Source organism: Achromobacter animicus, from assembly GCF_902859585.1.
Classification (GTDB): domain Bacteria; phylum Pseudomonadota; class Gammaproteobacteria; order Burkholderiales; family Burkholderiaceae_B; genus Achromobacter; species Achromobacter animicus.
This window is the reverse complement of sequence record NZ_CADIJM010000024.1, coordinates 1-26,506: the sequence shown is the minus strand read 5'-3', so window position 1 is coordinate 26,506 and position 26,506 is coordinate 1. Positions and strand designations below refer to the sequence as shown.

Here is a 26,506-nt window from a genome sequence, read left to right as displayed (position 1 = left end):
CAACTGGCCGCGCTTCGCCATACCTCCCGTGCCGAAATCAGACACCTTATCCGGAACGATTTACCGGGTGTTTTCTACTTATATCGTCTTGTTGGCGATTTCGATAAAGTGTCGTTTCCATGACCAGTACTTTTCGTGCGGGCGTCGGAAAGCTCGCTCTGACAGGTGAGGCGCTCAATGACCACAAGACGAGAGTTTCTAGGCTCCAGTGCACTTGTAGCGCTCACTGGCACGACGCTTGGTCCGGGCCGGGTACGGGCACAGGCAAGCGCGGATCGCCCTGGGTTCTTCGGGGCGAAGGACATCGCGGAGGCTGGGTTCATTTACGGCCTGCCTATCGTGATGAACTACGCCGTCATGCATGAGTACGCGGTGGATCGCGGCTCGGGGCAATTCAAGGCGCCTTTCAACCACATCAAGAACGAACCCAACGTATTCACCTACAAAGACACGGCGATTGTCACGCCCAATAGCGACACGCCGTATTCCTTCGTGTGGATGGACTTGCGGGCAGAGCCGGTAGTGCTTTCAGTGCCGGCGATCGACCCGAAGCGCTATTACTCGGTCATGCTCTGCGACGGCAACACCTACAATTACGGCTACATCGGCACTCGCACCACCGGAAACGAGGCTGGCGACTACATGGTGGTCGGACCCGAATGGAAAGGTGCCGTCCCGGCGGGCATCAAGCGGGTGTTTCGGTCCAGCACACAGTTTTCGCTCGCCGGCTACCGCACCCAACTTTTTGGTCCAGACGATCTCGACAGCGTGAAGGCGGTCCAGGCTGGTTACCAGGTGCGAATGCTCTCGGCGTACCTGAATCAGGCGTCGCCACCGGCCGCAACAGCCATCAGCTTTCCCATGATCAACAAAGAGTTGGCGAAGACCAACTTCTTCGAGTTTCTGGACTTTGCGCTGCAGTTCGCGCCTCCACAAGCCAACGAGCTAGCAGTCCGCGCGGAACTCGCGCGCATCGGCGTGGGGGCAGGCAAGACTTTCAACTTCAGAGATTTGCCGCTGGACCAAAAACTGGAGATCGGCCTTGGCATGAAAGAAGGCCAGCGCAAAGTGGACGAAGCCGTCGCCAGCACCGGAAAGGCGATCAATGGCTGGCGGCTAAGCGGACTGCCGGGTAACAGCGAACACTACAATGGCGACTGGCTCAAGCGCGCCGTCGCCGCTCAGGCAGGCATCTATGGAAATGACCCGGACGAGGCGACTTACCCGTTCACCCGCGTAGACGCAAATGGTCAGACGCTGGACTGCAGCAAGCACAATTACACCCTCACGTTTCCGGCCGGCGCGTTACCGCCGGTCAATTCGTTCTGGTCGCTGACTATGTACGACGGCAAGTCGCAGCTACTGGTCAGGAACCCGATCGACCGCTACCTAATCAATTCGCCCATGCTGCCTGCGATGAAGGTTAACGCGGACGGGTCATTGACACTCTACATCCAGCACAGGACGCCGGGCGGCGACAGGCAAGCCAACTGGCTCCCCGCTCCCGATGGGCCGGTCTACCTGGTAATGCGGCTGTATTGGCCGAAGATCACACCACCCTCGGTCCTGCCAGCCGGGGAAGGGACGTGGCAGCCGCCAGGGGTGGAACGTGTCGTATAGGTTCTGGAGAAGAAAGTGCCTCGACGGCGCCGCGGCTCAGCCGGAATCTCCCAACGCGGCCCGGTGTCTCTCACAGATCGCATGACAGCTGGACACGTCGAGTCAGCTTTCCCAATCAATAGCCCGTCACGGCTCTCAGCGGTCGGTCGCGAACTAGCTTTCGGCAGCTTCGAAGAACGCAACACGCGTTGCGGATGTCTCTTGTGGGGTCGCAAGCTGTCGGCCGCTCCACCGACATTCCGCCCGGTTACAGGCCAACTGCGGTGAACCAAATTTCAAGTTGGATGAACTTCGACATCAAGGGCGGCGACGGGCAGGAGACGGTGTCACGAGAAGGTGTCAGACACCGGGCAGAGTTTGTGGAACGAAGTGAGGTGTCCGACGCCAAGCAACTGCCAGCGTTACGCGTCCCGCGTCACCCGCAAAATCTCCTCCGGCGACGTCTGCCCCGCATCCACCCACCGCTGTCCGTCCTCGCGCATGCTGCGCATCCCCGACGCGGCCGCGGCGCGGCGCAGTTCGCGTTCGTCGCGGCCTTCGTGAATCAAACGGCGGGCCTCGTCGTCCACCGTGAACAGCTCGTGGATGCCCGAACGGCCGCTGTAGCCGGTATGGTTGCAGGCCTCGCAGCCGACGGGGTGGAACACCTGCACACCGTCCAGCATCGACGGCGCCTTGCACGCGGGGCATAGCTTGCGCACCAGGCGTTGCGCCAGCACGCCCAGCAACGACGACGCCAGCAGGAAAGGCTCGACCCCCATGTCCGTCAGGCGGGTAACCGCCGAGACGGAGTCGTTGGTGTGCAACGTGGCGAGCACCAGGTGGCCCGTCAGCGACGCCTGCACCGCGATCTGCGCGGTTTCCAGGTCGCGGATTTCGCCGATCATGATGACGTCCGGGTCCTGGCGCAGGATGGCGCGCAGGGCCAGCGCGAAGCTCATGTCGATCTTGGCGTTGACCTGCGTCTGGCTGATGCCGGCCAGGTCGTATTCGATGGGGTCTTCCACCGTCAGGATGTTGCTGGTGGAAGCGTCCAGGCGGCTCAGCGCCGCGTACAGCGTGGTGGTCTTGCCGCTGCCGGTCGGGCCGGTCACCAGCACGATGCCGTGCGGCTGGCGGATCAGGCGGTCCAGCTGTGACAGCACACCGGGGCTCATGCCCAGCTTTTCCAGTTGCAGGCGTCCCGCTTCCTTGTCCAGCAGACGCAGCACGGCGCGTTCGCCATGGCCGGTCGGCAGCGTGGACACGCGCACGTCGATCGGCCGGCCGCCCACGCGCAGCGCTATTCGGCCGTCCTGCGGCAGGCGTTTTTCGGCGATGTCCAGGTGCGCCATGATCTTGATGCGCGAAATCAGCGCGGCGTGCAGCGCCTTGCGCGGGGACACCACGTCGCGCAGCGTGCCGTCCACGCGATAGCGCACCACCGAATGCGTTTCGAAGGGTTCGATGTGGATGTCGCTGGCGCCGTCGCGCGCGGCCTGCGCGAACAGCGCGTTGATCATGCGGATCACGGGCGCGTCGTCCTGCGCTTCGAGCAGGTCTGCCACTTCGGGCATGTCCTGCATCAGGCGATCGAGGTCGATCTCGTTCTCCGCCACGCCCATGACCGACGCCGCGTCTTCCGAGTGGCTGTAGGCCGCGGTCAGCAACGTTTCCAGCGCTTCGTCGTCGATCTGCGTGAGGCCGATATCGCCGTGGCAGCGCCGGATTTCGCGCACGGCCCACTCGGGCGTGCGCGGACTGACCGTCAGTTGCGCCTGCCCACCGCGCAGCGAGAGCACCGCGCGCTGAGCGCGGGCCCAGGCGTAGGGCAAGGGGTGCGCGCTCATAGCAGCTTCTCGGGGTCCACCGCCACCGTCATCATGACCGGCCGCGGCGCGCGGATGGGCTGCTGCGCGGGCGCGGGCGGTGTGCCGGGATACTGGCGCACCGCAAAGGTCTCCACCGTGGTGGGCGGCGGGCGGCGCAGCGTTTGCGCCTGCTGTTCAGGGCGAAGATCGTAGGCGTTGTTCGACACCGACGGCGCGGAACCCGGCAGCGGCAGGATCGGCGCCTGCATGTCCGGCAGCGCCCAATGATCGCGCGGCTGCACGGCGCCCTGCGCGCGGCGCATGTAGTCGTAGCGGTCCATCGTGACGCTGGCGCTGCGGTTGGCGTCGCGCACCACGTAGGGACGCAGGAACACCATCAGGTTGGTCTTCGTGCGCTTGCGCGTGTCGTAGCGGAACAGCGAACCGATCACGGGCAGCGAACCCAGGCCCGGCACGCTATTGGACGTCAGCGTCACGTTGTCTTCCAGCAGGCCGCCCAGCACGATGATCTGGCCGTCGTCGATCAGCACGCTGGTGTCGATGGCGCGTTTGTTGGTGACGATGCCGGTCGTGGGGGTCGAGCGGCTTTCGTCGATGCTGCTGACTTCCTGGTAGATGTCGAGCTTGACCGCGCCGCCTTCGGAGATCTGCGGTCGGATGTTGAGCTTGAGGCCCACGTCCTCGCGTTCGATCGTCTGGAACGGGTTCGAGCTGCCGTTGCTCCCCGAGGTCACGTACTGCCCCGTCACGAACGGCACCGTCTTGCCCACCAGGATGCTGGCCGACTGGTTATCCAGCGTCAGCAGGTTGGGCGTGGACAGGATGTTGGCTTCGCCGGTGTTCTGCATGGCGCGCGCCAGCACGCCCAGGTTGATGACTTCGTTGCCCAGCACATCCACAGTCCCCTTCACCACGCCCAGGCTCAGACCGCCGCCCAGCGCGTCGATGGACGTCGGGCCGTTGCCGGTGATGCCGCTGCCGCCCAGGTTCGTGCCGCCGATGAAGCTCGTGCCGTTGCCGTTGATGTTGCCCGCGCCGGTCATCCACTGGATGCCGAATTCCGCGGCCTTTTCCTCGCTGACTTCCACGATCAGGCTTTCCACCAACACCTGCGCGCGGCGCTGGTCAAGCTGGTCGATCACTTCACGCAGGCTGCGGTACAGCGGCTCGGGCGCGGAGATGATGAGCGAGTTGGTCGCGGGATCCGCCTGGATGGTGGCGCCGCCCGCGGAATACGACACGGCTTGCGACGAGTTGTCTTCGCGCGCGATGCGCTCCTGTTCGCCGGACAGGCCGCCACGCGACGAGCCCGACTGGCTGGTCATGCCCAGCCCGGCCTGGTTGGACGTGCTGCTGGCGGTGTTCTGCGTGCGCGCGCCGCCTTGCGTGCCGCCGGTGCTGCTGCTGGCGCCGGGGGCCGCGCCGGGCGCGGAATTGGCCTGGCCCGTCAGCAGTCCGCCCAGCACCTCGGCGATGCGCGTGGCCTGCGCGTTGCGCATGTAGACCACGTGCAGGTTGCCCGCGCGGTTCTGCTGCGCATCCAGCTTCTGGATCAGCTCGCGCGCAAGACGTGTGCGGGCCGGGCTGCCCGAGCGCACCAGCACGCTGTTGCTGCGCGGATCCGCCACGATGGCAATGCGCTGCGTCGGATCGCTGCTCTGCGTGTCCAGCAACTGCGAAGCCAGGATGGCGATGTCGGTGGCGATGGCCGACTGCACCGGCACGACGTCGGTGTCCATCGAACTGGGCACGTCGATGCGCGCGATGACGGCGGCGATGCGTTCCAGGTTGTCGGCGTAGTCCGTCACGACCAGCGTGTTGTTGCCGGGGTACGCGTTGATCGGGTTGTTGGGCGGCACCATGGGGCGCAGCACCGGCACCAGGTTCGCGGCGTTCTCGTACTTCAGCGGAAACACGCGCGTCAGCATTTCGCCGCTGTTGCCACCGCTTTTGGCAAAGGCTGACACGGGCACGGGCGCCCTGCCGCCCGCAGCAGTCGCGGCGCCCGCCGGCCGGGCAACGCCCACGCCCGGGCCACCCACGACGGCGCTGCCTTGCAGCTTGGCGTCGGCCTCCGGCACCACACGCGTCACGCCATCGACATCGACGATGGCAAAGCCCTGCAACCGCAGCGCGCCCGTCAGCATGGAGAGCGCCTGCGCGCTATCCACGGGCCGGTCCGAAACCAGCGTGAGCTTGCCCTTGACGCGAGGGTCCACCAGGAAGTTGCGCTGCGTGAACAGGGACAGCGCGCGCAACACTGCGGGGATGTCCGTGTCGACGAAGTTCAGGCTGACGCGGTTGTCCGCCTGTTGTGCATGAGCCGTGCTGGCGGCGGGTCCGAGTTGGCTTGCGGCAAGCAGGAAAGCGAGGCTGAATTGCGCGATGTGACGCATGACGAAATAGTTGCCCGAGACGTGAAATCGTTTGAGAAAACGTGAAAGCGCGTCGGAGTATACGGGGTGTGACTGCAACACTACGGTCATATTTCCAAGGCAAGGTAACGGGCTGGAAACCCTTTAAATTCGGGGCTCTTGGCGATTTCGGCAGGTGCTCCCGCTTTATTACAGTCATGCCTTCCTTTCGCTATGAAGCCACCGACGCGCTCGGCAAAATCGTGCGCGGCACGATCGACGCCGACTCCGAGCGCGGCGCCCGCAACCAGTTGCGCGGGCGTGGCCTGTTGCCCCTGTCGACCTCGCTGGCGGCGCGCGCCGAAGGCATGGGCGCGGCGCTGCGCACTCGCCTGTCGGACGCCGACCTTGCGTGGCTGACGCGACAGCTCGCCAGTCTGCTGGCCGCGCGGCTGCCGCTGGACGCGGCGCTCAGCGCCACGCTCGAACAGGCCGAAAAAAAGCACATCGCCGCCACGCTGGGTGGCGTGCGCGACGACGTGCGCGCCGGCCATCGCCTGTCGGCCGCATTGGCCTCGCGGCCGCGCGACTTTCCCGAGATCTACCGCGCGCTGATCGGCGCGGGCGAAGAATCGGGCGATCTCGCGCAGGTGATGGAAAAGCTGGCCGACTACATCGAGGAACGCAACACCCTGCGTAGCAAGGTCATGACGGCGTTCATCTACCCGGCGGTGGTGGCCAGCGTGTCGGTGGTCATCGTCATCTTCCTGCTGGGCTATGTGGTGCCGCAGGTGGTGTCGGCCTTCAGCCAGGCCAAGCAGGAACTGCCGCTGCTGACGCGCGTGATGCTGGGCCTGTCGGATTACGTGCGCGAATGGGGCGCGGTGACCGGCATCGCCATCGTCGCGGTCATCGCGTTGTGGCGCTACACGCTGCGCGCGCCGGCCGCGCGGCGGGCCTGGCATGCGCGCGTGCTGCGACTGCCGCTGGCCGGTCGATTCGTGCTGGGGGTGAATGCCGCGCGCTTCGCGTCCACGCTTGCCATCCTGTCGGGCAGCGGCGTGGCCCTGCTGACCGCGCTGGAGGCGGCGCGCCGCACGCTCAGCAACGATGTGCTGCGCCTGGCGGTGGACGAAGCCGCCGCCCGGGTGCGCGAAGGCGCGGCGCTGTCGTCATCGCTCGGCGCGCAGAAGGTCTTTCCTTCGCTGCTGGTGCACCTGATCGCCAGCGGCGAAAAGACCGGCCGCCTGCCCGAGCTGTTGGACCGGGGCGCGCAGAACCTGTCGCGCGACCTGGAACGGCGCGCGATGGCGATGACGGCCCTGCTGGAGCCGGCGCTGATATTGCTGATGGGGGGATTCGTCCTGCTGATCGTGCTGGCGGTGATGATGCCGATCCTGGAGATGAACCAGTTGATCAGGTAGGGATGCGGGCCGCGGAAGTGCGGGCGGCCGGGGTACAAGTCAAAAGGATACGGGCCCAATTGATACGACCCAGCTGGATAGGACCCAAATCGATACGGGCCGCATCATTGCGCGGCCCGTGAAAGATGAGGATCAGAGCGCCTCTTCGTCGCTCTCGCCGGTGCGGATGCGGATGGCCTGCTCCACCGGGGTCACGAAGATCTTGCCGTCGCCGATCTTGCCGGTGCGCGCGGCCTTGACGACGGCTTCGATGGCGGCTTCGACCTGGTCGTCCGGAAGGACGACTTCAACGCGGATCTTGGGCAGGAAGTCGACCACGTATTCGGCGCCGCGATAGAGTTCGGTGTGGCCCTTCTGGCGGCCGAAACCCTTGACTTCGGTGACGGTCAGCCCGCTGACGCCGACTTCCGCCAGCGCCTCGCGGACTTCGTCGAGCTTGAAGGGTTTGATGATGGCGGTGACTTGTTTCACGTTGGTCGTCCTGGGTTTTTGATGTGTTGCGTCGCCCTGCCGCGCTGCCGATCGTCTTGTCGGGCGGGCGCCGGGCGCAATGGTTAAGAGAATAACACCGGGCAGGCGCGGCTGCGGCTCCGGGGAAACGCGCGCTGGCCCTGCCCCGCAGCGCGCCTGGCGTGCCGCCGCCCCAACTTGGTGCGCGGCAACGCCGTCAGCCCTTGGGCGTCTCGTCGGGAATGGTGTCGGCCTCGCGCATCCAGACCACCGATTCCGAGTCACTGGGCGCGCGCCAGTCGCCGCGCGGCGACAGCGAACCGCCGGAACCCACCTTCGGCGCGTTCGGGATGCAGGTGCGCTTGAACTGGCTGGTCCGGAAGAATTTGTCCAGGAAGATCTTCAGGTTGCGTTTGATGGCGGCCAGGTCGTACTGGTTGCGGGCGACGTGCCCGGCTTCGGGCCAGGCGCCGGCCTCGCGGTCGCGCCAGGCCGTCCACGACAGGAACGCGACCTTGGTCGGCGCAAAGCCGTAGCGCAGCGTGTAGTACAGGTTGAAGTCCTGCAATTCATAGGGGCCGATGGACGCCTCGCTCTTTTGCTCGGGCTTGTCGTCCGCGCCGCCGGGCACCAGTTCGGGGCTGACGTCCGTGCCCAGCACGTCCAGCAGCACCTGCGCGCCGTCGTCGCCCAGGCGGCCGGATTCGGCCACCCAGCGCACCAGGTGCGTGATCAGCGTCTTGGGCACGCTGGCGTTGACGCTGTAGTGCGACATGTGATCGCCCACGCCGTACGTGCACCAACCCAGTGCAAGTTCGCTCAGGTCACCGGTGCCGATGACGATGGCGTTGCTGAAGTTGGCCAGGCGGAACAGGTGATTGGTGCGCTCGCCCGCCTGGACGTTTTCGAATGTGATGTCGTAGACCGGCTCGCCGTTCGCATAGGGATGGCCCAGGTCTTTGAGCATCTGCAGGCAGCTGGGGCGGATATCGATTTCGGACGCCGTGCAGCCCACCACCGCCATCAGGCGGCGCGCCTGCTGCAGCGTGCGGGTGCTGGTGGCAAAGCCCGGCATCGTGACGGCCAGGATGTTTGAGCGTGGCAGGTCCAGCGCGTCCATCGCCTTGGCGCAGACCAGCAGCGCGTGCGTGGAATCCAGCCCGCCCGAAATGCCGATGACCACCTTCTTCATGCCACTGGCGGACAGCCGCTGCGCCAGCGCCTGCACCTGGATGTTGTAGACCTCCTGGCAGCGCGCGTCGCGGCGCTGGGGGTCGGCCGGCACGTAGGGGAAGCGCGCCACGCGGCGTTCGAGCGGCAGTTCGGTGTCTTCCAGCGGCGGATTCACCGGCACCGCGACGCGGCGGAAATTGCGCACCTCGTCCTGATGGCGTCGCACCGACTGGCCGAAGGTGCTCTGGCGCATGCGCTCGCGCGACAGGCGTTCCAGGTCGACGTCCGAGAACAGCAGATGGGAATGGTTCAGGAAGCGTTCGGATTCGGCCAGCAACTCGCCGTTTTCATAGATGAGCGCCTGGCCGTCCCACGCCAGATCCGTCGAGGATTCGCCCCGCCCGGCCGACGTGTACATATAGGCCGACAGGCAGCGCGCCGACTGCTGCGACACCAACTGGTGGCGGTATGCGGACTTGCCGACGACGATGTTGGAGGCCGACAGGTTGACCAGCACCGTGGCGCCGGCCAGCGCGGCAAACGACGACGGGGGAATCGGCACCCAGACGTCTTCGCAGATTTCGACGTGGAACTGGAACAGCGGCAGCTTTTCCATCTGGAACAGCAGTTCGGCGCCAAACGGGACCGTCTGGCCCAGCAGGTCGATCTGCGTGTCGATGGCGCAATCGGCGGCGCTGAATTGGCGGGCTTCGTAGAACTCGCCGTAATTAGGCAGATAGGTCTTGGGCACCACCCCGAGGATGCGTCCGCCGGCCGCCACCACGGCGCAGTTGAACAACTGGTGGGCGACCCGCAACGGCGCGCCGACGACGATGGCGATATCCAGATCGGCCGTGGCCTCGACCACTTGCGCCAGCGCGGCTTCGCAGGCGTCCAGCAGGGCCTTCTGGTGAAAGAGGTCGTCGCAGGTGTAGGCCGACAGGCCCAGTTCGGGAAACGCCGCCAGCACCGCGCCGCCCTGGGCGGCCTGCTGCGCCAGCGCGATGGTCTGCGCGGCGTTGAAGGCGGGATCGGCGACCCGGCACTTGGGCACGCCGACCGCGACCCGGGCGAAGCCGTGGGAATACAGGTTGAAGAACGGGTTCGACATCGGGGATTTCGCCTGGAGTTTCGCTGGGGGTTTTGCCTGGGGCCCGGGAGTTCGTAGGCCCTGGAAACAACCGCCGGATTATCTCACGGCCCTCTGGCGGCGGCGTGCCTCCGCGCCCTTGTCCCTAACGCGGCATATTGCCGTCCGTCAGCCCCCGCTCGAACGGCAGGGCCGCGTCGCCGTCCACGACAGGCCCCTGCCGGTCGCGCTCGGCGGACAGCGCCGCCTGGATGGCGCTGTCGCGCAGGTAACTGCCCATCGCGCCGATGTCCGCCCCGGACGGCTGCTGGTACAGGCGCAGGCCCAGCTCCGGCAGAATCGCCAGGAGATGGTCGAAGACGTCGCCCTGGATGCGTTCGTACTCGACCCAGGCGGTCACGGCGGTAAAGCAATAGACCTCGACCGGAATGCCCTCGGACGTGGGCTCCATCATGCGCACCATCATCGCCATGTCCTGGCGGATCTCGGGATTCTGCTTCAGGTAAGCCAGCGCGTAGGCGCGCAGCGTGCCGATGTTGGTCAGCCGGCGCCGGTTGGCGGGCACGCTGGCCAGTTCGCCCAGCGTCTGGTTGGCCTGGACGATGTCCTGGGTCTTGGTCTGCAGGTAGTCGTGCAGCAGCCGGAACTTCATCAGGCGCTGCGGCTCGTCGTCGGCCAGGAATCGCACGCTGGCGGCGTCGATTCGGATGGTGCGCTTGATGCGCCGGCCGCCCGATTCGAACATATGCCGGTAGTTGCGGTAGCTTTCCGAGAACAGCTTGTAGGTCGGCACCGTGGTGACGGTGTTGTCCCAGTTCTGCACCTTGACGGTATGCAGCGCGATGTCCTTGACGAAGCCGTCGGCGTTGCATTGCGGCATCTCAATCCAGTCGCCGATGCGCAGCATGTCGTTGCTGGTGAGCTGCGTGCTGGCCACGAGCGACAGCAGCGTGTCCTTGAACACCAACAACAGCACCGCGGACAGCGCGCCCAGGCCGGAAATCATCCACAGCGGCGACCGGTCGATCAGAATGGAAAGCACCAGAACGGTGCATACCGCCGCAAGAATCAGCTTGCCGATCTGGATGTAGCCCTTGATGGAGCGGGTCTGCGCGCGGGTCGTGGCCGAATAGGTGTCCTGCCAGGCGCTCAGCACGCCCGAAAACGCAATGAACACGCAGATCCAGGCGCCCGCGTGCGCCAGCCGGCCGACGATGCTGACCGCCCGTTCGGCATGGGGCACCAGGTCGATGCCCACGGACACCACTGCAAACGGCACCGCGTACCAAAGGTTCTGATACGCCCGGCGGCGCTGCAGCGCCTTGTCCCAGTCGACGCGGCCGCTGGCGACCAGCAGCCGGTGTGCCAGCAAGAGGACGACGCGGGCGACGACCCACTGCACGAACAACGCGGTCAGGATAAGCACGCCGATCCCGATCAGCGTCTGCGCCCAGATCTCCCGCGGCATGTGGGTATCAAGTTGGGTGACTAGCTCTTCCCATTCCAGGGGCATGGATCCGTACTCGCTTTTCAGGTCTTGAAACTAACCGGGGATTATCCGACAACTCGCCCCGATCGCGGGTTCCGGCCCCGCATAACCGGCCCCGGCATTACCCGGCGCGGCGCGAGGCCCTATAATCCCGGCCATCATGGCAAAGACTCCCTCCCCCGATCAAAACCAGTTCGCCAACAAGGCGCAGGCCTGGTCCGCCCGGTTCTCCGAGCCGGTTTCCGAACTCGTCAAACGCTACACGGCGTCCGTGGATTTCGACAAGCGCCTGGCGCGCCACGACATCCAGGGCTCGCTCGCGCATGCGGACATGCTGGCCGCCCAGGGCATCATCGGCGCCCAGGATCTGGCCGACATCCAGCGCGGCATGACCCAGATCCTGTCCGAAATCGACGCCGGCTCGTTCCAGTGGCTGCTCGACCTGGAAGACGTCCACCTGAACATCGAAAAGCGCCTGGTGGAACTGGTGGGCGACGCGGGCAAGCGCCTGCACACCGGCCGTTCGCGCAACGACCAGGTCGCCACCGACATCCGCCTGTGGCTGCGTGACGAAATCGACACGCTGCAGGTCCTGCTGCGCCAGTTGCGCCACGCGCTGGCCACGGTCGCGCTGGAAAACGCCGGCACCATCATGCCGGGCTTCACGCACCTGCAAGTCGCCCAGCCCGTCACCTTCGGCCATCACCTGCTGGCGTACGCCGAAATGTTCGGCCGCGACGCCGAGCGCCTGGCCGATTGCCGCCGCCGCGTGAACCGCCTGCCGCTGGGCGCCGCCGCCCTGGCCGGCACGTCGTTCCCTATCGACCGCGAACGCGTCGCCAAGACCCTGGGCTTTGAAGGCGTGTGCCGCAATTCGCTGGACGCCGTCTCCGACCGCGACTTCGCCATCGAATTCTGCGCCGCCGGCGCGCTGATCATGACGCACGTTTCGCGGCTGTCCGAAGAGCTGGTGCTCTGGATGAGCCCGCGCGTGGGCTTCATCGACCTGGCCGACCGCTTCTGCACCGGCAGCTCGATCATGCCGCAGAAAAAGAACCCCGACGTGCCTGAACTTGCCCGTGGCAAGACCGGCCGCGTCAACGGCAATCTGGTCGCCCTGCTGACCCTGATGAAGGGCCAGCCCCTGGCCTACAACAAGGACAACCAGGAAGACAAGGAAGGCCTGTTCGACACCGCCGACACGCTGCGCGACACGCTGACGATCTTCGCGGACATGGCTGGCGGCATCAAGGTCAAGGCCGACAACATGCGCGCCGCTGCGCTGCAAGGCTTTGCCACCGCCACCGATCTGGCCGACTACCTGGTCAAGCGCGGCGTGCCCTTCCGCGACGCCCACGAGGTCGTGGCCCACGCCGTGCGGGATTGCGAACAGCGCGGCTGCGATCTGGCCGACCTGTCCACCGCCGAACTCACGGCCTACCACCCCAGCATCACCGAAGACGTGCATCAGGTGCTGACGCTGGAAGGTTCGGTTGCCGCGCGCAAGCATGTGGGCGGCACCGCTCCCGAGCGCGTGGCTGAAGAAGCCCAGCGCGTTCTGGCGGAAACGGCGGAAGGCTGATTGCCGCTGCGGGCTGCGGACGGGCTGTGAGGCCCGTCCTTGAGACCGGTCGTTGAAGCCGGTATCCCCGGCCCGCGTCAAGGTCAGTCATGCAAGGCCCCCTTCCCGGGGGCCTTGTTGTTTCTGTTCCGCCAACCAGCCGTCCAGTTCCCGGGCCAACGCATCGAAAACGCCCGCCACCCGCTTCACGCGCCGCAGATCGCCGTGCATGGCAATCCAGACATCGACGTCAAAACCGATTTCCTGCGCCAGCACCGGAACCAGTCCGAGCGGCTTCGCGAGCTGACGCGGACATACGCCCACGCCGAGGCCCGCCTTCAAAGCGGCAAACTGCGCCACGTGGTGGTCGCAAGCAATGGCGAACGGCTGGTCGGCGTCGATCACGCCCTGCTCGGCCAGCACGCGCCGGTCGGCCAGGCGGCGGTCGGGGCCGATCATCGGCATGTGCCGCAAGTCGTCGCGGGTTTGCGGGAGCCCATGCGCCTGGATGCAGTCCGCCGTGGCGAACAGCCCGACCCGCAGCGCGCCGGCGCGCCGCGCCACCACGTTGGCTTCGCTGGGACGCAGCAGCCGGACCGCGATATCCGCTTCCTGCCGGGGCAAGGCCTCCAACCGGTCCTGCACGCTCAGCTCCAGCCGCACGGCCGGCAGCGTCTGGCGGATTTTCAGCAGCATCGGCGGCAGCACCTCCACGCCCAGCAACTCGCTGCTGGTGATGCGCACGACGCCTTCGGCCGCATCCGCCCCCTCCCCGGCCCGCCGGCTGAACGCTCGCGCCGCCGCGTCCATGGCCTCGACATGCTCGCCCAGTTCGCGCGCGGCGTCCGTGGGTTGCAGCCCGGCCGGGGTCCGCAGAAAGAGGCTCACGCCTACACTGCCTTCCAGCTTTTCGATGCGGCGGCGGGCGGTGGCCTGCGCAATGCCCAGCATCCGGGCCGCGCCCGACAGGCTGCCGGTGCGCAGCACGGCTAGAAAGACGCGCTGGCTTTCCCAGTCGAGAGAATCAATGCTCATACAAAATCTGCTAACGGATGGTTCATTATGGCGGTTCCCAGCGGCCGGCATCCCGGGCATCCTGTCGCACTCCATTGAAGTTGAAGGAACCCGTTCATGACCCTGACCGGCCAATGCCGCTGCGGCGCCGTCCGCTACTCGATCGATCCGGCCGGCAAGCCGATGGTCTACGCCTGCCATTGCCAGAACTGCCAACGCTGGAGCGGCAGCGCCTTCGGGCTGCACCTGCTGCTGCCGGAAACGGCGATGAGCATAACCGGTGCGCTCGATGAATACCGCCATGAACACGAGGGAAAGCGGTCTTGCCAGTTTCTGTGCGCGTGCTGCCACACGCGCATCTTCAACACGACCGAGGCCGCGCCCGGGATGCGGGTGTTGCGCGCCGGCACGCTGGATGAAGCAGCCGAGCTGACGCCGGCCGCGCATATCTGGACCCGGCGTAAACACGCTTGGCTGAACTTGCCCGCTGACGTGCCGAGCTGGCCCGAAAGCCCCTCGCCGGAGGAATTTGGGCGGGTGGTGATGGGAGGGTGATGATGGGCCAGTGATGCGCGGCTGGCCGAAACGTCGAGGCGTCGGATTAGCCCGCGCAACGGTTCTCCCGCCTACACGATGGAAACTTCCAGCCGGCGGCCGAGTTTTCCAAGCGCCGCCTCCACCTGTTCGATCCGCGACCCGTGCCGCAGATTCAGCAATCGATCCACTTGCGGCGTATGAACGCCAAGCCTGCGAGCCATCTCGGCTTTGCGCACGCCTTGGCGAATCATTTCATTCGACAGAAACACCTTGCTGGTAACGACCGCCGGCAAGGTGACCGCATACGGCGATGACGTTTTCTCCGACGGCATCGGGATCAAGCGACGTTCATCGAAATAGATCTCCAATGCCGCCTCAAGCGCTTCCGGCGCGTTCACCTGCGCATCTTGCTCATCCTCGCCGACGCTCGTCGCTTCCGGAAAATCCGGAAACAGCACCAGAAAGGTGCCGTTCGTATCGGGAGTCAACGTGTAGGGATAGGTCAGCATGGCAGGCGCCAGCATATTGCGCTCTGCCCCCTCACACATTCCCGATCGAGGCGAAATCAGACTAACGCACGTCGGAGGGAGAGCTTCCGTCGCTTAACCCACCGATGGCGCGTCCCCAATAACGTTGGATATGATTGCGGCTTCCCGTAGCCGGCCCACGTCCCATGCCCACCCTGAGTGCGTCGTCGAAGCACTTCCCGCTTTCCCGCGTATCCCGAATCGTCTTGGCCGTCCTGTGCATGCTGGGGACCGCCGCCAGCGGTTCCGCCCAAGCCCAAACCGCCCGCAAACCCTCCCCCTACGAAAACGGCCGCCCCCTGCGCCCCGACGAGGTCGAGGCGCGCAAGGCGGAGGACGCGCGATGGGGCGGCCCGCGGTTTCTGGAGAAGATCCAGACCCGGGGCGAATTCGATCAACTGGCGCGGGTCTACAACGCCGGCACGCCGCTGGAGATTCCGCATGTGCTGTTCGTCATCGACCGCCAGCGCGCGGATCGCATCTATTACCTGCACACGCCCCGCTATGGGCTGCACGAGACGTTCGCGCGCGAGCGGCGTCTGCTGTCGGGCGACAAGGCCAAGCTGATCGCGCAGTACAAGGATCCGAACCGGCGTCTGCTGTTCGGCACGCTGAGCTGGCAGAACGGCCTGCCGGGCTACACCTTTGAATTCTGGGAAGGCGATCTGCTGACGCCGGAACTGCTGACCCTGACCGCCCAGCGACTGGCGGCCACGTTCTACGAGCCGCTGCGCTTCAAGAGCAATTCCACCTTGCAGGAGCAGACGGCGCAGCGCGCCGGGATGGATGTTGTCACGCAAGAGGCGCTGCTGCGCGAGCAGACCTTCCTGCCGCTGAATACGGGGCGCGCGCAGGGCCGGCTGCGCATCGTCAAATCCGTGGACGAGACGCCTGACCTGTCGCCCACCGACATCGTGGTGCTGGACGAGGTGCCCGTCGCGCTGACGCCCGTGGCCGGACTGCTCACACAGCGCCCGTCCACCCTGCTCTCGCACGTGAACCTGCTGGCCAAGGGCTGGCGCATTCCCAATGCCTATGTGCGGGACGCCGTGGCGGCGTTGCGCAAGCATGACGGCCAGTGGGTCGAGCTGATTGTCGAAAGCAACGGCTATCGGGTGCAACGCATTGCACAGCCTGCGGTCAATGCCAACCAAGCGGCAACGACACCCGCAAAAGCCGCCACGCCGCTGCCCAAACCCGATCTGTCTGTGCGCGCCGTCAAGCCGCTGTCCGGCATGACCACGCGCGACAGCCGCTACTGCGGTGTCAAGGCGGCGAACCTGGGCGCGTTGAAGTCCGTGCTGCCGCCCGCGGCCAACGTACCGGACGGCTTTTGCATTCCGTTTGCCCAGTACGCGGCGTTCATGCACAAGCTGGGCGTGCCTGCCCGCTTGGCGGCGCTGGAACAACGGGCCGACTTCGCGTCCGACGCCAATGTGCGGCGCGCGGAACTGGCCAAGCTGCGCCAGGACATCGCCGACGCACCGCCCGACGCCCTGTCGGCCGACTGGCTCGCCCGCTGGAAAAAACAGCTGGGCGGCCGCGGCGTCTTCGTGCGCAGCTCGTCCAATTCCGAAGACCTGCCAGGCTTCAGCGGCGCGGGCCTGTACACCACCGTGCCGAACGTCACGCAGGCCGACGCGCTGGCCCGGGCCGTGCAGACGGTGTGGGCGTCGGTCTACAACTTCGAGGCCTACGAAGCGCGCCGCGCCGCGGGCTTCAACCAGGACGCGGTGGTCATGGCCGTGCTGGTGCAACTGGCCGCGGCATCGGACAGTTCGGGCGTCATGATCACGCGCGATCCCTTCGATGCCTCGCGCCGACACGTCACGTATCTGTCGGCCAAGCGCGGGCTGGGCATCAAGGTGGTGGAAGGCAAGCGCCAGGCCGAGCAGGTCATGTATTCCAGCTGGTCCAAGGCGGTGCAGGTGTTGAGCCGGTCGGCCGAGGACACGGAGCTCGTGGCCGCCGCGGGCGGCGGCGTGCGCGAAGTGCCCATCGAGGGCGGCCGGCAGGTGCTCAATGACGCGCTGGTCGCGCGCCTGGCCGCCGTGGGACGGCAGGTGAAGAAGCGGCTGGGAAATGCGGACCAGGACATCGAATGGGCCGTCCAAGGCGACGAGATCCTGATCCTGCAGGCGCGGCCGTACATCGACGGAAGCCGCTGACAGCAATCGCGCGGGGCGGTAGGCGGCTTGCCCAGCCCGGACTGCATGAACCGCGCCGCCAAAGGCCGGCCGGATCGCGCATGTTGCATCGGGCACAGCACATCGGCGCGGTAGAACCGGCAAAGCAACAGAGACCCGGCGCGGACATTGCATCCGCGCCGGTCCCGCCTTCAGATATGCAACGCGTGCCCCAGCGCCTTGAGCGCGGCTTCCTGCACCGCCTCGCCCAACGTGGGATGCGCGTGAATGGTGCCCGCCACGTCTTCCAGCGTCGCGCCCATTTCCAAAGACTGCCCGAACGCCGTCGACAGCTCTGACACCGCGCGCCCCACCGCCTGCCACCCCACGATCAGATGGTTGTCGCGCCGGGCCACCACGCGCACGAAGCCGTCGGTGGATTCCAGCGTCATGGCACGGCCGTTGGCGGCAAAGGGGAATGCCGCCGTCACGCAGTCCAGCCCGGCGCTTTCAGCCTCCTGCGGCGACAGGCCTGCGACCACGACCTCGGGGTCCGTGAAGCACACGGCAGGAATGGACGCCGGCTGGAAGTGGCGGCGCTTGCCCGCCACCAGTTCGGCCACCATCTCGCCCTGCGCCATCGCGCGGTGCGCCAGCATGGGCTCGCCTGCGATGTCGCCAATGGCCCAGACATCTCGCATCGACGTGCGGCACTGGTCGTCGATGCGCAACGCGTTGCCTTTGCGATCGAGCTGCAGGCTTTCCAGTCCCCAGCCTTGCGTGCGCGGGCGGCGTCCCACCGAGATCAGCACGCGGTCGGCGGGCAGCAGCGTTTCGGCGCCGCTGGCGTCCTGCACGCGCACCGCGTCGCCCTTGCCGTTCAGTCCCAGCACCTTGCGACCCAGATGCAGCGCCACGCCCATCTTGCCCAGCGCGGCCGCGACGGGCTTGGTGAGTTCGGCGTCGTAGGTCGGCAGGATGCGGTCCTGCGCCTCGACGACGGCGACTTCTGCGCCCAGCTTGCGGTACACGGTGCCGAGTTCCAGCCCAATATAGCCCCCGCCCACCACGACCAGTTGCTTCGGGATGCTGGTGGGCGACAGGGCCTCGGTGGATGACACCACCATTCCGCCGAATGGCATGGACGGCAGCGGCGTGGGTTCGGATCCCGCCGCCAGCAGCAGGTGTTCGCACTGGATGCGGAAGCGGCCCGCATCAGGCGTTTCGACTTCGGCCGTCTTGCCATCCAGCAGCGTGGCCCAGCCGCGCACGACTTCCACGCCGTTCTTCTTGAGCAGCGCGCCGACGCCGCCCGTCAGCTTGCCGACGATGCCGTCTTTCCAGGCCACGGTCTTGGCGATGTCGATACGCGGCGCGTCGACCGCGATGCCCAGCGCCGATTCGCCGGCGTAGTGACGCGCCTTGTCGAATTCCTCGGCTGCGTGGATAAGCGCCTTGGACGGGATGCAGCCGATGTTCAGGCACGTGCCGCCCAATTGCGCGCCCTCGACCAGGATGGTCGGCACGCCCAGTTGCCCGGCGCGGATGGCGGCCACGTAGCCGCCGGGACCGCCGCCGATCACCAGCAATGTCGTTGTCTTTGTGATCTGGCTCATGCTTACTCCACGAAAAGCAGCGCGGGTTGTTCCAGCAGCGCGCGCACGGCCTGTATGAAGCGTGCCGCGTCCATGCCGTCCACTACGCGGTGATCGAAGGACGACGACAGGTTCATCAGCTTGCGCGCCACCACGGCGCCGTTGCGGAAGGCCGGGCGTTCGACGATGCGGTTCACGCCCACGATGCCAACTTCAGGGTGGTTGATCACCGGCGTGGTGACGATGCCGCCCAAGGGACCGAGGCTGGTGATGGTGATGGTCGAGCCGGACAGTTCGTCGCGCCCGGCCGAGCCGCTGCGCACCGCCTGCGCCAGCCGCGTGATCTCGGCCGCCATGGACCATAGATCGCGCGCCTCGGCATGACGCATCACCGGCACCATCAGGCCGCCGTCGCTTTGCGTGGCGATGCCGATGTGCACCGCGCCGTAGCGCGTCACGACGCCGGCCCCGTCGTCATAGCGCGCGTTGATCTGCGGAAAATCGCGCAGCGCCACGACCATTGCGCGAGCCAGAAGCGGCAGCAGCGTCAGCTTGCCGCGCTGCTCGCCCCATTTGGCGTTGAGCTGCACGCGCAGGTCTTCGAGCTCGGTCACGTCGATTTCCTCGACGTAGCTGAAGTGCGGGATGCGGCGCTTGGATTCGGCCATCTTCTGCGCGATCTTCCTGCGCAGCCCGATGACGGGCACGGCGTCTTCGTCGTTGCGTTCGGCGTAGGCCGCGCCGGCGCGGGCGTTGCTGGCCGAGCCCTGCCCTTGCAGCCAGGCGTCCAGGTCTTCATGCAGGATGCGGCCGGCCGGGCCGCTGCCTTGCACGTAGCGCAGTTCGACGCCCAGATCCCACGCGCGCTTGCGTACGGCGGGCGAGGCCAGCGGCTTTTCGCCAGGCTGGCGGATGGTCGCGGGCGCGCCGCCGGATTGGCGCGCGGCGGGCGATTTGGCCGACGCCGACGTGGAGCCGGATGCGGATGCGGACGCGGATGCCGATGCCGATGCCGATGACGGGGTCGACGACTTGGCCGGCGTGGAAGTTGCGGGCGTCGCTACGCCGGGCGTCGTTACGCCAGACGCCGCAGCACCACTTTCCACCAGACTCGGCCCACCGGCCCGCTGCGCCCCGTCCGCAGCAATCCCCTCACCCGCAGGCACAGCCGCCTTCGCCGCCGGCGCCGCCGCGGCACCCGCCTTCACATTCCCCTCGCCTTCGACTTCCAGCCGGATCAATTCACCGCCCACGGCCATCACCTGGCCGACATCCCCGCCCAGCGAAATCACCTTGCCGACCACCGGCGACGGAATCTCGACCGTCGCCTTGTCCGTCATGACGTCCGCCAGCGGCTGGTCCTCGGCGACGGTGTCGCCCACCTTGACGTGCCAGCCCACCAGCTCGACCTCTGCGATGCCTTCGCCGATGTCGGGCATCTTGATGATATGAATCCCCATATCATGCCTCCATCGCGCGTTTGAACGCTTCGCCGACCCGGCGCGGGCCGGGGAAGTACGCCCATTCCTGCGCGTGCGGATAGGGAGTGTCCCAACCGGTCACGCGCTCGACGGGCGCCTCCAGATGATGGAAGCAGTGTTCCTGCACCAGGGAAATCAGTTCCGCGCCAAAGCCGCAGGTGCGCGTGGCTTCGTGCACGACCACGCAGCGCCCGGTCTTCTTGACGGAGTTGACGATGGCGTCCAGATCCAGGGGCCAGAGGCTGCGCAGGTCGATGACTTCGGCGTCGATGCCGGTCTCTTCGGCCGCGGTCAGCGACACGTGCACGGTGGTGCCGTAGGTCAGCACCGTCAGTTCCGAACCCGGACGCACGATGGCGGCCGATTCCAGCGGCACGGTGTAGTAGCCGGTGGGCACGACGCTGCCCGGGCGGCCGGTCCACGGCGTAACCGGGCGGTCATGGTGACCGTCGAACGGGCCGTTGTAGAGGCGCTTGGGTTCCAGAAAGATCACCGGATCGTCGTTCTCGATGGCGGCGATCAAGAGGCCTTTCGCGTCGTACGGATTGGACGGCATCACCGTGCGCAGCCCGCAGACCTGCGTGAACATGGCCTCGGGGCTCTGGCTGTGCGTCTGCCCGCCATAGATGCCGCCGCCGCATGGCATGCGGATGGTCATGGGCGCAATGAACTCGCCCACCGAGCGGTAGCGCAGGCGCGCGGCTTCAGACACGATCTGATCCGACGCCGGATAGAAGTAGTCGGCGAACTGGATCTCGCACACGGGCCGCAGCCCGTACGCGCCCATGCCCACCGCCACGCCGACGATGCCGCCTTCGGAGATGGGGGTGTCGAACACGCGCGAGCTGCCGTACTTGGCCTGCAGGCCTTCGGTGCAGCGGAACACGCCGCCGAAGTAGCCCACGTCCTGCCCGAACACGACGACGTTGTTGTCGCGCTCGAGCATGACATCCATGGCCGAGCGCAAAGCCTGGATCATGGTCATCGGCGCCGAGGCCGGACCAGCGTTGTTATCGATTGCCATGGTCAGACTCCGAGCTGCTGGCGCTGCCGGCGCAGATGCTCCGGCATGTCCTTGTACACGTCTTCAAAAATGCTGGCGGCGCTGGGGACGTGGCCGTCCACCAAAGTGCCGTAGCTCTCCGCTTCCTTCTGGGCCGCCAGGATCTCGGCGTCGAGTTCGGCGCGGACAGCGTCGTGCTCGGCGTCGGACCAGATGCCCAACAGGATGAGGTGTTTCTTGAAGCGCTCGATCGGGTCGCCCAGGGGGAAGTGGCTCCAGTCGTCGCCGGGACGGTACTTGGTGGGATCGTCGGAGGTGGAGTGCGGACCGGCGCGGTACGTGACCCACTCGATCAGCGTCGGGCCCAGGTTGCGGCGCGCACGTTCGGCAGCCCAGATCGACGCGGAATAGACCGCCAGGAAATCGTTGCCGTCCACCCGCAGCGACGCAATGCCGCAGCCCACGCCGCGGCCCGCGAAGGTCGCGCCCTCGCCGCCGGCGATCGCCTGGAAGGTCGAGATGGCCCACTGGTTGTTGACCACGTTCAGGATGACGGGCGCGCGGTAGACGTGCGCGAAGGTCAGCGCGGTATGGAAGTCGGCTTCGGCGGTGGCGCCGTCGCCGATCCAGGCCGAGGCAATGCGGGTGTCGCCCTTGATGGCCGAGGCCATGGCCCAGCCCACCGCCTGGATGAACTGCGTGGCCAGGTTGCCCGAAATCGTGAAGAAGCCGTTTTCGCGGTCGGAATACATGACCGGAAGCTGGCGGCCCTTGAGCGGGTCGCGCTCGTTGGACATGAGCTGGCACATCATCGTCACCAGCGACACGTCGCGCGACAACAGGATGCTTTGCTGGCGATAGGTGGGAAAGCACATATCCCCCTTTTCCAGCGCCATGGCGTGGGCGGTGCCGATGGCCTCTTCGCCCAGGCTCTGCATGTAGAACGAGATCTTCTTCTTGCGCTGCGCGGTCAGCATGCGCCCGTCGAAGATGCGCGTCTTGAGCATCGCCCGCATGCCGGCGCGCAGCTGGTCGTGGCTGATCTCAGGCGCCCACGGGCCGACGGCGCGGCCGTGCTCGTCGATGACGCGGACCAGGCTGTAGGCCAGTGGACCGGTGTCGACCGCGGCAACATCAATGGGGGGTTTGGGCACCTCGCCGGGCGGCGAAAGATGCAGATAGGAGAAGTCTGTCTTGCAACCCGGTCGCCCTGTCGGCTCGGGGACGTGCAACTTCAGCGGCCCATATTGGCTCATGTATTGTCTCCACGCTTGATCGTGTCATGCGTTTTCTTCCTACCAAGGCGTTGCCAGAGGCGTGTGACCTCGGACGCTGCCGTCGACGGCTTGCGCCCGGGGATACTTGGGCAAAGCCGTTGACGAGATTAGCACAGGGGACAGGGCCGATGAGCGGGCCGCGCGGCCTTTTGGGGCCGCATTGGACTGAGGGTTTTCCTCAGGCGGCGCCGGTCCATTCCGTGACGAATTCACGGTAGTCCGGACGCTTGGCGGGCGGCACCGCGCACGCGGGCGTGCCGACGGCCAGAAAGCCCAGGAAGCGGTAATCCAGCGAGTCCAGGCCCAGCGCGTCCTGCACTTCTTCAACGTACGTGCCCAGGCCGGTGCTCCAGAACGCGGCGTAGCCCAGCATGTGGACGGCGTTCAGGATGTTCATCACCGAGCAGCCGGCGGCCAGCAGCTGTTCCTGTTCAGGGATCTTGGTGTTGCCGTGGGCAATCTTCTGGGCCACGGCGATGAACAGCGGCACGCTGGCCATCCATTCGCGGACCGACTTTTCCTTTTCGGGCGTCATGCGCGGGTCGCCGCTGCGCTTGACGGCGTCAAGCGCCATGTCCGCCAGCTTGCCGATGGCCTCGCCCTGGATCACGACATAGCGCCACGGACGCAGCGCGCCGTGATCGGGCGCAGACATGGCGGCCTGCAGGATCTGTTCGAGTTCGTCGGGTTTGGGCGCCGGCGCCCGCAGGAACTTGAAGGAGCGGCGCGAGGTCAGGGCGTGGAGCGGCGTGGCGGTCTGGTTTACGGTCATTGATCGATGCGCAAATGGGAAAGAAACAGATTCTCATAGTACGCGATGACGTCTGACCGGTCGCTGATCCCCCGGACTGCAACAAGGACATCCCGGCGGTGCGCTCAGCCCAGGTGGGTGTGCCGCTCCTGCCGCTCTTCGACCTGCATTTCGCTCAACCCGTGCAGGATGCCGCAATCGTCCGAGTCGGGCCGCGCCGACACGCAGCGCTGGCGCAAGTCGCTCAATTGGGCTTTCAGCTGCATCAGTTCGGCGATGCGCTCGTCCACATGCGAGATGTGCTCGTCGAACAGCTTGTTGATGGGGCCGCAACCGGTGCGATGGTTGTCGGCCACGGACAGGATGGCGCGGATTTCGTCCTGCGTCATGTCCAGCGCGCGGCAGTTGCGGATGAGGCGCAGGCGCTCCAGATGCGTCTGGCCATAGGTGCGGTAGTTGTTCAACCCGCGCTCCGGGGCGGGCAGCAACCCCTCTTTTTCGTAATACCTGACGGTTTCGACCGTGGTGCCGGCCGCCGTGGCCAATTCGCCGATACGCATCACTGCCTCCCGGATCCGATCCGATGATTAGGGGTTGACCCTATAGTAACTCCAAGGTGTGGAATTGCGTCATCAGCTTATTTGAAGGGTCAAGCGGATGTCTTTACCTCCGGTCAAAGAACACAAACATCAGTCGGGCAAGCACGGCGGCGCCTGCTGCGGTGGCGGACACTCGCCTGCGCCGGTCGTCGTCGCGTGCGTTGAGACGCCAGGCGATGACGCCTGCTGCGGCCACGAACATCCGAAGGCGGCGGGCGAGGCCCCCGGCCGTGGGCATGATGCGCACGCGGGCCACGACCACAGCCACGGGCACGATGCCCACACCGGCCACGATCACCGTCACCGCCACGGCCACGGCCATGGCAGCGAACATGGCGCCGACACCTGCTGCGCGTCCGCTGCCCCGGCCCCGGCTGCCCAGGACGCTTCCTGCTGCGGCCACGCGCATGGCGCCGTTCTGCAGCCGGCCGCCGCCGCGACGCTCACGGCCGGCCCCGGCCAGCTGCTGGCGCGCCTGCGCATCGGCCAGATGGATTGCCCCACCGAGGAAACGCTGATCCGCAAGAAGCTCGCCGGCGTGGACGGCGTGCATGCGCTGGACTTCAACCTGATGCAGCGCATCCTGACCGTGGTCCACGCCGACGGCGCGCTGGACCGAATCATCGCAGCCATCAAATCGCTGGACATGACGCCCGAGCCCCTGGCCGACGGCGCGGCGGCCGCGCCCGCCCCCGCCGCCAAGGCGGTGAACTGGTGGCTGATCGGCGGCGCGGGCGTGCTGGCGGCGCTGTCCGAGTTCTCGCATTTTGCCGGCGGCCCGTTGCTGCTGACCGCGGCACTGGCCGTGGCCGCCATCCTGGCCTGCGGGGTCAGCACCTATCGCAAGGGCTGGATTGCCGTGCGCAACGGCAACCTGAACATCAACGCGCTGATGAGCATCGCCGTCACCGGCGCCGTGCTGATCGGCCAATGGCCCGAAGCGGCCATGGTGATGTTCCTGTTCAACGTGGCCGAACTGATCGAAGCCCGCTCGCTGGACCGCGCGCGCAACGCCGTGCGCGGCCTGCTGGACCTGGCGCCCGACACCGCTACCTTGCGCCAGCCGGACGGCACTTGGGCGGAAGTGCCCGCCGCGTCGCTGCAGCCGGGCGGCATCGTGCGCGTGCGGCCGGGCGAGCGCATCGCCGCGGACGGCATCATCGTGAACGGCACGTCGGCCGTGGACCAGTCGCCCATCACGGGCGAAAGCCTGCCCGTCGAAAAAGCCCAGGACGATCCGGTGTTCGCGGCCACCATCAATACCTCCGGGTCCTTTGAATACCGCGTGACCGCCGCGGCCGGCAACACGACGCTGGCGCGCATCATCCACGCGGTGGAACAGGCGCAGGGCGCGCGCGCGCCCACGCAGCGCTTCATCGACCGGTTTTCGCGCATCTACACGCCCGCCGTCGTGGCCGTCGCGGCGGCCGTGGCCGTGCTGCCGCCGCTGCTGTGGGGCCAGCCGTGGTTCGACGCCATCTACCGCGCGCTGGCGCTGTTGATCATCGCCTGCCCATGCGCGCTGGTGATTTCCACACCCGTCAGCATCGTCAGTGGCCTGACCGCCGCCTCGCGCCGCGGCATCCTCATCAAGGGCGGCGTCTATCTTGAAGAAGGGCGCAACCTGAAATGGCTGGCGCTGGACAAGACCGGCACGCTGACGCACGGCAAGCCGGTGCAGACCGATCTGCAGGACTGGGACGCCCCGGCGCAGGATCGCCACCCCGCCGCCCTGATCGCCGCCAGTCTGGCTGCCCGGTCCGACCACCCCGTGTCGCTGGCCGTGGCCAACGCTGCGCGCGACGCCGGCAGCGCGCTGCTGGAGGTCGACGCCTTCACCGCCCTGCCCGGCCGCGGCGTCAGCGGTCAGGTCGACGGCCAGACATATCACCTGGGCAACCGCCGCCTGATGCGCGAGCTGGGCGTTTCCGGCGATGCGCTCGATGCCCGCTTTGATGAACTGGAAAGCCAGGGCAAGAGCGTCATCGCGCTGTCCGACGGCAGCCGCGTGCTGGCGCTGGCGGCCGTGGCCGATACGGTCAAGCCCACCAGCGCCCAGGCCATCGCGGACCTGCACGGGCTGGGCGTGCGTACGCTGATGCTGACCGGCGACAACACGCCGACTGCGCAGGCCATCGCGCGCCAGGTCGGCATCGACGAAGCGCGTGGCGACCAGCTGCCCGAGGACAAGTTGACCGCCATTGAAGACAAGCTTGCGCCGGACGTGCGGGTCGGCATGGTGGGCGACGGGATCAACGACGCGCCCGCGCTGGCCCGCGCCGACATCGGCTTTGCGATGGGCGCGGCCGGCACCGGCACGGCCATCGAGACCGCCGACGTGGCGCTGATGGACGACGACCTGCGCAAGATCGGCACCTTCCTGCGCCTGTCTCGTGCCACGCATCGCGTGCTGGTTCAGAACATCGCGCTGGCGCTGGGCATCAAGGTGGTGTTCCTGGCGCTGGCCGTGACGGGCCACGCGACGCTGTGGATGGCGGTGTTTGCCGACGTGGGCGCGAGCCTGCTGGTGGTGGCCAACGGCCTGCGGCTGCTGCGCGCCGCGCCGGCCAGCCGCTGACCGGAACGGCGGGCGGCGCCGAGGCCGGCCAACGCGCTGGCTGCGG

Annotated in this window: 20 protein-coding genes; 6 read left to right on the top strand and 14 right to left on the bottom strand. The window is 66.8% G+C overall.

What is annotated here, in order from left to right; translation table 11 throughout:
• The first annotated feature begins 177 nt into the window (after window positions 1–177).
• Complete coding sequence (locus tag HV681_RS26710; RefSeq protein ID WP_175126116.1) at window positions 178–1,620, top strand: DUF1254 domain-containing protein; 1,443 nt, start codon at window positions 178–180, stop codon at window positions 1,618–1,620.
• Between the two features lie 401 nt (window positions 1,621–2,021).
• Here the strand turns inward: HV681_RS26710 and gspE are convergent, their stop codons facing one another.
• Both gspE and gspD read right to left on the bottom strand, forming a co-directional pair.
• Window positions 2,022–3,449 carry a type II secretion system ATPase GspE gene (gene gspE, locus HV681_RS26705; RefSeq protein ID WP_175126115.1) on the bottom strand — a complete coding sequence of 476 codons (1,428 nt, stop codon included), beginning with the start codon at window positions 3,447–3,449 and terminating at the stop codon, window positions 2,022–2,024.
• Window positions 3,446–5,827: a type II secretion system secretin GspD gene (gene gspD / locus HV681_RS26700; RefSeq protein ID WP_175126114.1), complete on the bottom strand. Its 2,382-nt coding sequence runs from the start codon at window positions 5,825–5,827 to the stop codon at window positions 3,446–3,448. Before gspD ends, gspE begins: the two co-directional genes overlap by 4 nt.
• A gap of 176 nt (window positions 5,828–6,003) precedes the next feature.
• Here gspD and gspF point away from each other — a divergent pair, with 176 nt between their 5' ends.
• Entirely contained in the window at window positions 6,004–7,209 is a 1,206-nt protein-coding gene (gene gspF, locus HV681_RS26695) for a type II secretion system inner membrane protein GspF (protein ID WP_175126113.1), read from the top strand.
• A 132-nt stretch (window positions 7,210–7,341) separates the two neighbouring features.
• Here gspF and HV681_RS26690 read toward each other — a convergent pair whose 3' ends face one another.
• The 3 genes from HV681_RS26690 to HV681_RS26680 form a co-directional block, all read right to left on the bottom strand.
• On the bottom strand, window positions 7,342–7,680 hold the full coding sequence (locus HV681_RS26690) for a P-II family nitrogen regulator (protein WP_006386376.1): 339 nt from the start codon (window positions 7,678–7,680) through the stop codon (window positions 7,342–7,344).
• Between the two features lie 196 nt (window positions 7,681–7,876).
• Window positions 7,877–9,943, bottom strand: a complete 2,067-nt coding sequence (locus tag HV681_RS26685) for an NAD(+) synthase (protein WP_175126112.1) — start codon at window positions 9,941–9,943, stop codon at window positions 7,877–7,879.
• A gap of 124 nt (window positions 9,944–10,067) precedes the next feature.
• Window positions 10,068–11,435: a mechanosensitive ion channel family protein gene (locus HV681_RS26680; RefSeq protein ID WP_175126111.1), complete on the bottom strand. Its 1,368-nt coding sequence runs from the start codon at window positions 11,433–11,435 to the stop codon at window positions 10,068–10,070.
• Between the two features lie 136 nt (window positions 11,436–11,571).
• Here HV681_RS26680 and argH point away from each other — a divergent pair, with 136 nt between their 5' ends.
• The gene (argH, locus tag HV681_RS26675) at window positions 11,572–12,993 is read left to right on the top strand and encodes an argininosuccinate lyase (protein WP_175126110.1); all 1,422 of its coding nucleotides are present in this window, start codon (window positions 11,572–11,574) and stop codon (window positions 12,991–12,993) included.
• Between the two features lie 87 nt (window positions 12,994–13,080).
• Here argH and HV681_RS26670 read toward each other — a convergent pair whose 3' ends face one another.
• Entirely contained in the window at window positions 13,081–14,007 is a 927-nt protein-coding gene (locus tag HV681_RS26670; protein ID WP_175126109.1) for a LysR family transcriptional regulator, read from the bottom strand.
• A 96-nt stretch (window positions 14,008–14,103) separates the two neighbouring features.
• On the opposite strand from HV681_RS26670, the gene HV681_RS26665 reads away from it, so the two are divergent.
• Window positions 14,104–14,541, top strand: coding sequence for a GFA family protein (locus tag HV681_RS26665; protein WP_175126108.1), 438 nt, complete (start codon window positions 14,104–14,106; stop codon window positions 14,539–14,541).
• 71 nt (window positions 14,542–14,612) lie between these two features.
• Here HV681_RS26665 and HV681_RS26660 read toward each other — a convergent pair whose 3' ends face one another.
• On the bottom strand, window positions 14,613–15,032 hold the full coding sequence (locus HV681_RS26660) for a type II toxin-antitoxin system HicB family antitoxin (RefSeq protein ID WP_175126107.1): 420 nt from the start codon (window positions 15,030–15,032) through the stop codon (window positions 14,613–14,615).
• Window positions 15,033–15,196: 164 nt separating this feature from the next.
• Between HV681_RS26660 and HV681_RS26655 the strand changes: the two genes are divergently transcribed.
• Window positions 15,197–17,218 (top strand): PEP/pyruvate-binding domain-containing protein, encoded by a 2,022-nt coding sequence (locus tag HV681_RS26655; RefSeq protein ID WP_175126106.1) that lies wholly within the window; start codon window positions 15,197–15,199, stop codon window positions 17,216–17,218.
• Window positions 17,219–17,388: 170 nt separating this feature from the next.
• Here HV681_RS26655 and lpdA read toward each other — a convergent pair whose 3' ends face one another.
• The 7 genes from lpdA to HV681_RS26620 form a co-directional block, all read right to left on the bottom strand.
• Window positions 17,389–18,792, bottom strand: a complete 1,404-nt coding sequence (lpdA, locus tag HV681_RS26650; RefSeq protein WP_175126105.1) for a dihydrolipoyl dehydrogenase — start codon at window positions 18,790–18,792, stop codon at window positions 17,389–17,391.
• A gap of 2 nt (window positions 18,793–18,794) precedes the next feature.
• Complete coding sequence (locus HV681_RS26645) at window positions 18,795–20,231, bottom strand: dihydrolipoamide acetyltransferase family protein (RefSeq protein ID WP_175126104.1); 1,437 nt, start codon at window positions 20,229–20,231, stop codon at window positions 18,795–18,797.
• A 1-nt stretch (window position 20,232) separates the two neighbouring features.
• Window positions 20,233–21,276 carry an alpha-ketoacid dehydrogenase subunit beta gene (locus HV681_RS26640; RefSeq protein WP_175126103.1) on the bottom strand — a complete coding sequence of 348 codons (1,044 nt, stop codon included), beginning with the start codon at window positions 21,274–21,276 and terminating at the stop codon, window positions 20,233–20,235.
• 2 nt (window positions 21,277–21,278) lie between these two features.
• Entirely contained in the window at window positions 21,279–22,511 is a 1,233-nt protein-coding gene (locus HV681_RS26635) for a 3-methyl-2-oxobutanoate dehydrogenase (2-methylpropanoyl-transferring) subunit alpha (protein WP_175126102.1), read from the bottom strand.
• 199 nt (window positions 22,512–22,710) lie between these two features.
• Window positions 22,711–23,304, bottom strand: a complete 594-nt coding sequence (locus HV681_RS26630; RefSeq protein WP_175126101.1) for a nitroreductase family protein — start codon at window positions 23,302–23,304, stop codon at window positions 22,711–22,713.
• 104 nt (window positions 23,305–23,408) lie between these two features.
• Window positions 23,409–23,843: a Cd(II)/Pb(II)-responsive transcriptional regulator gene (gene cadR / locus HV681_RS26625; RefSeq protein ID WP_175126100.1), complete on the bottom strand. Its 435-nt coding sequence runs from the start codon at window positions 23,841–23,843 to the stop codon at window positions 23,409–23,411.
• Window positions 23,844–23,946: 103 nt separating this feature from the next.
• Complete coding sequence (locus HV681_RS26620; protein ID WP_175126098.1) at window positions 23,947–24,216, bottom strand: hypothetical protein; 270 nt, start codon at window positions 24,214–24,216, stop codon at window positions 23,947–23,949.
• Between the two features lie 84 nt (window positions 24,217–24,300).
• Between HV681_RS26620 and HV681_RS26615 the strand changes: the two genes are divergently transcribed.
• Entirely contained in the window at window positions 24,301–26,460 is a 2,160-nt protein-coding gene (locus tag HV681_RS26615) for a heavy metal translocating P-type ATPase (protein WP_175126136.1), read from the top strand.
• Window positions 26,461–26,506 lie beyond the last annotated feature (46 nt).

What these genes read in the sequence shown, in the direction of transcription:
- HV681_RS26665 (WP_175126108.1), top strand. Translation starts at nt 14,104, where the DNA reads ATGACCCTGACCGGCCAATGCCGCTGCGGCGCCGTCCGCTACTCGATC.
- gspE (WP_175126115.1), bottom strand. Translation starts at nt 3,449, where the DNA reads ATGAGCGCGCACCCCTTGCCCTACGCCTGGGCCCGCGCTCAGCGCGCG.
- lpdA (WP_175126105.1), bottom strand. Translation starts at nt 18,792, where the DNA reads ATGAGCCAGATCACAAAGACAACGACATTGCTGGTGATCGGCGGCGGT.
- HV681_RS26685 (WP_175126112.1), bottom strand. Translation starts at nt 9,943, where the DNA reads ATGTCGAACCCGTTCTTCAACCTGTATTCCCACGGCTTCGCCCGGGTC.
- HV681_RS26655 (WP_175126106.1), top strand. Translation starts at nt 15,197, where the DNA reads ATGCCCACCCTGAGTGCGTCGTCGAAGCACTTCCCGCTTTCCCGCGTA.
- HV681_RS26635 (WP_175126102.1), bottom strand. Translation starts at nt 22,511, where the DNA reads ATGAGCCAATATGGGCCGCTGAAGTTGCACGTCCCCGAGCCGACAGGG.
- HV681_RS26620 (WP_175126098.1), bottom strand. Translation starts at nt 24,216, where the DNA reads ATGTTCGCTGCCATGGCCGTGGCCGTGGCGGTGACGGTGATCGTGGCC.
- HV681_RS26680 (WP_175126111.1), bottom strand. Translation starts at nt 11,435, where the DNA reads ATGCCCCTGGAATGGGAAGAGCTAGTCACCCAACTTGATACCCACATG.
- argH (WP_175126110.1), top strand. Translation starts at nt 11,572, where the DNA reads ATGGCAAAGACTCCCTCCCCCGATCAAAACCAGTTCGCCAACAAGGCG.
- HV681_RS26645 (WP_175126104.1), bottom strand. Translation starts at nt 20,231, where the DNA reads ATGGGGATTCATATCATCAAGATGCCCGACATCGGCGAAGGCATCGCA.
- cadR (WP_175126100.1), bottom strand. Translation starts at nt 23,843, where the DNA reads ATGCGTATCGGCGAATTGGCCACGGCGGCCGGCACCACGGTCGAAACC.
- HV681_RS26670 (WP_175126109.1), bottom strand. Translation starts at nt 14,007, where the DNA reads ATGAGCATTGATTCTCTCGACTGGGAAAGCCAGCGCGTCTTTCTAGCC.
- HV681_RS26660 (WP_175126107.1), bottom strand. Translation starts at nt 15,032, where the DNA reads ATGCTGACCTATCCCTACACGTTGACTCCCGATACGAACGGCACCTTT.
- gspD (WP_175126114.1), bottom strand. Translation starts at nt 5,827, where the DNA reads ATGCGTCACATCGCGCAATTCAGCCTCGCTTTCCTGCTTGCCGCAAGC.
- HV681_RS26710 (WP_175126116.1), top strand. Translation starts at nt 178, where the DNA reads ATGACCACAAGACGAGAGTTTCTAGGCTCCAGTGCACTTGTAGCGCTC.
- HV681_RS26640 (WP_175126103.1), bottom strand. Translation starts at nt 21,276, where the DNA reads ATGGCAATCGATAACAACGCTGGTCCGGCCTCGGCGCCGATGACCATG.
- gspF (WP_175126113.1), top strand. Translation starts at nt 6,004, where the DNA reads ATGCCTTCCTTTCGCTATGAAGCCACCGACGCGCTCGGCAAAATCGTG.
- HV681_RS26630 (WP_175126101.1), bottom strand. Translation starts at nt 23,304, where the DNA reads ATGACCGTAAACCAGACCGCCACGCCGCTCCACGCCCTGACCTCGCGC.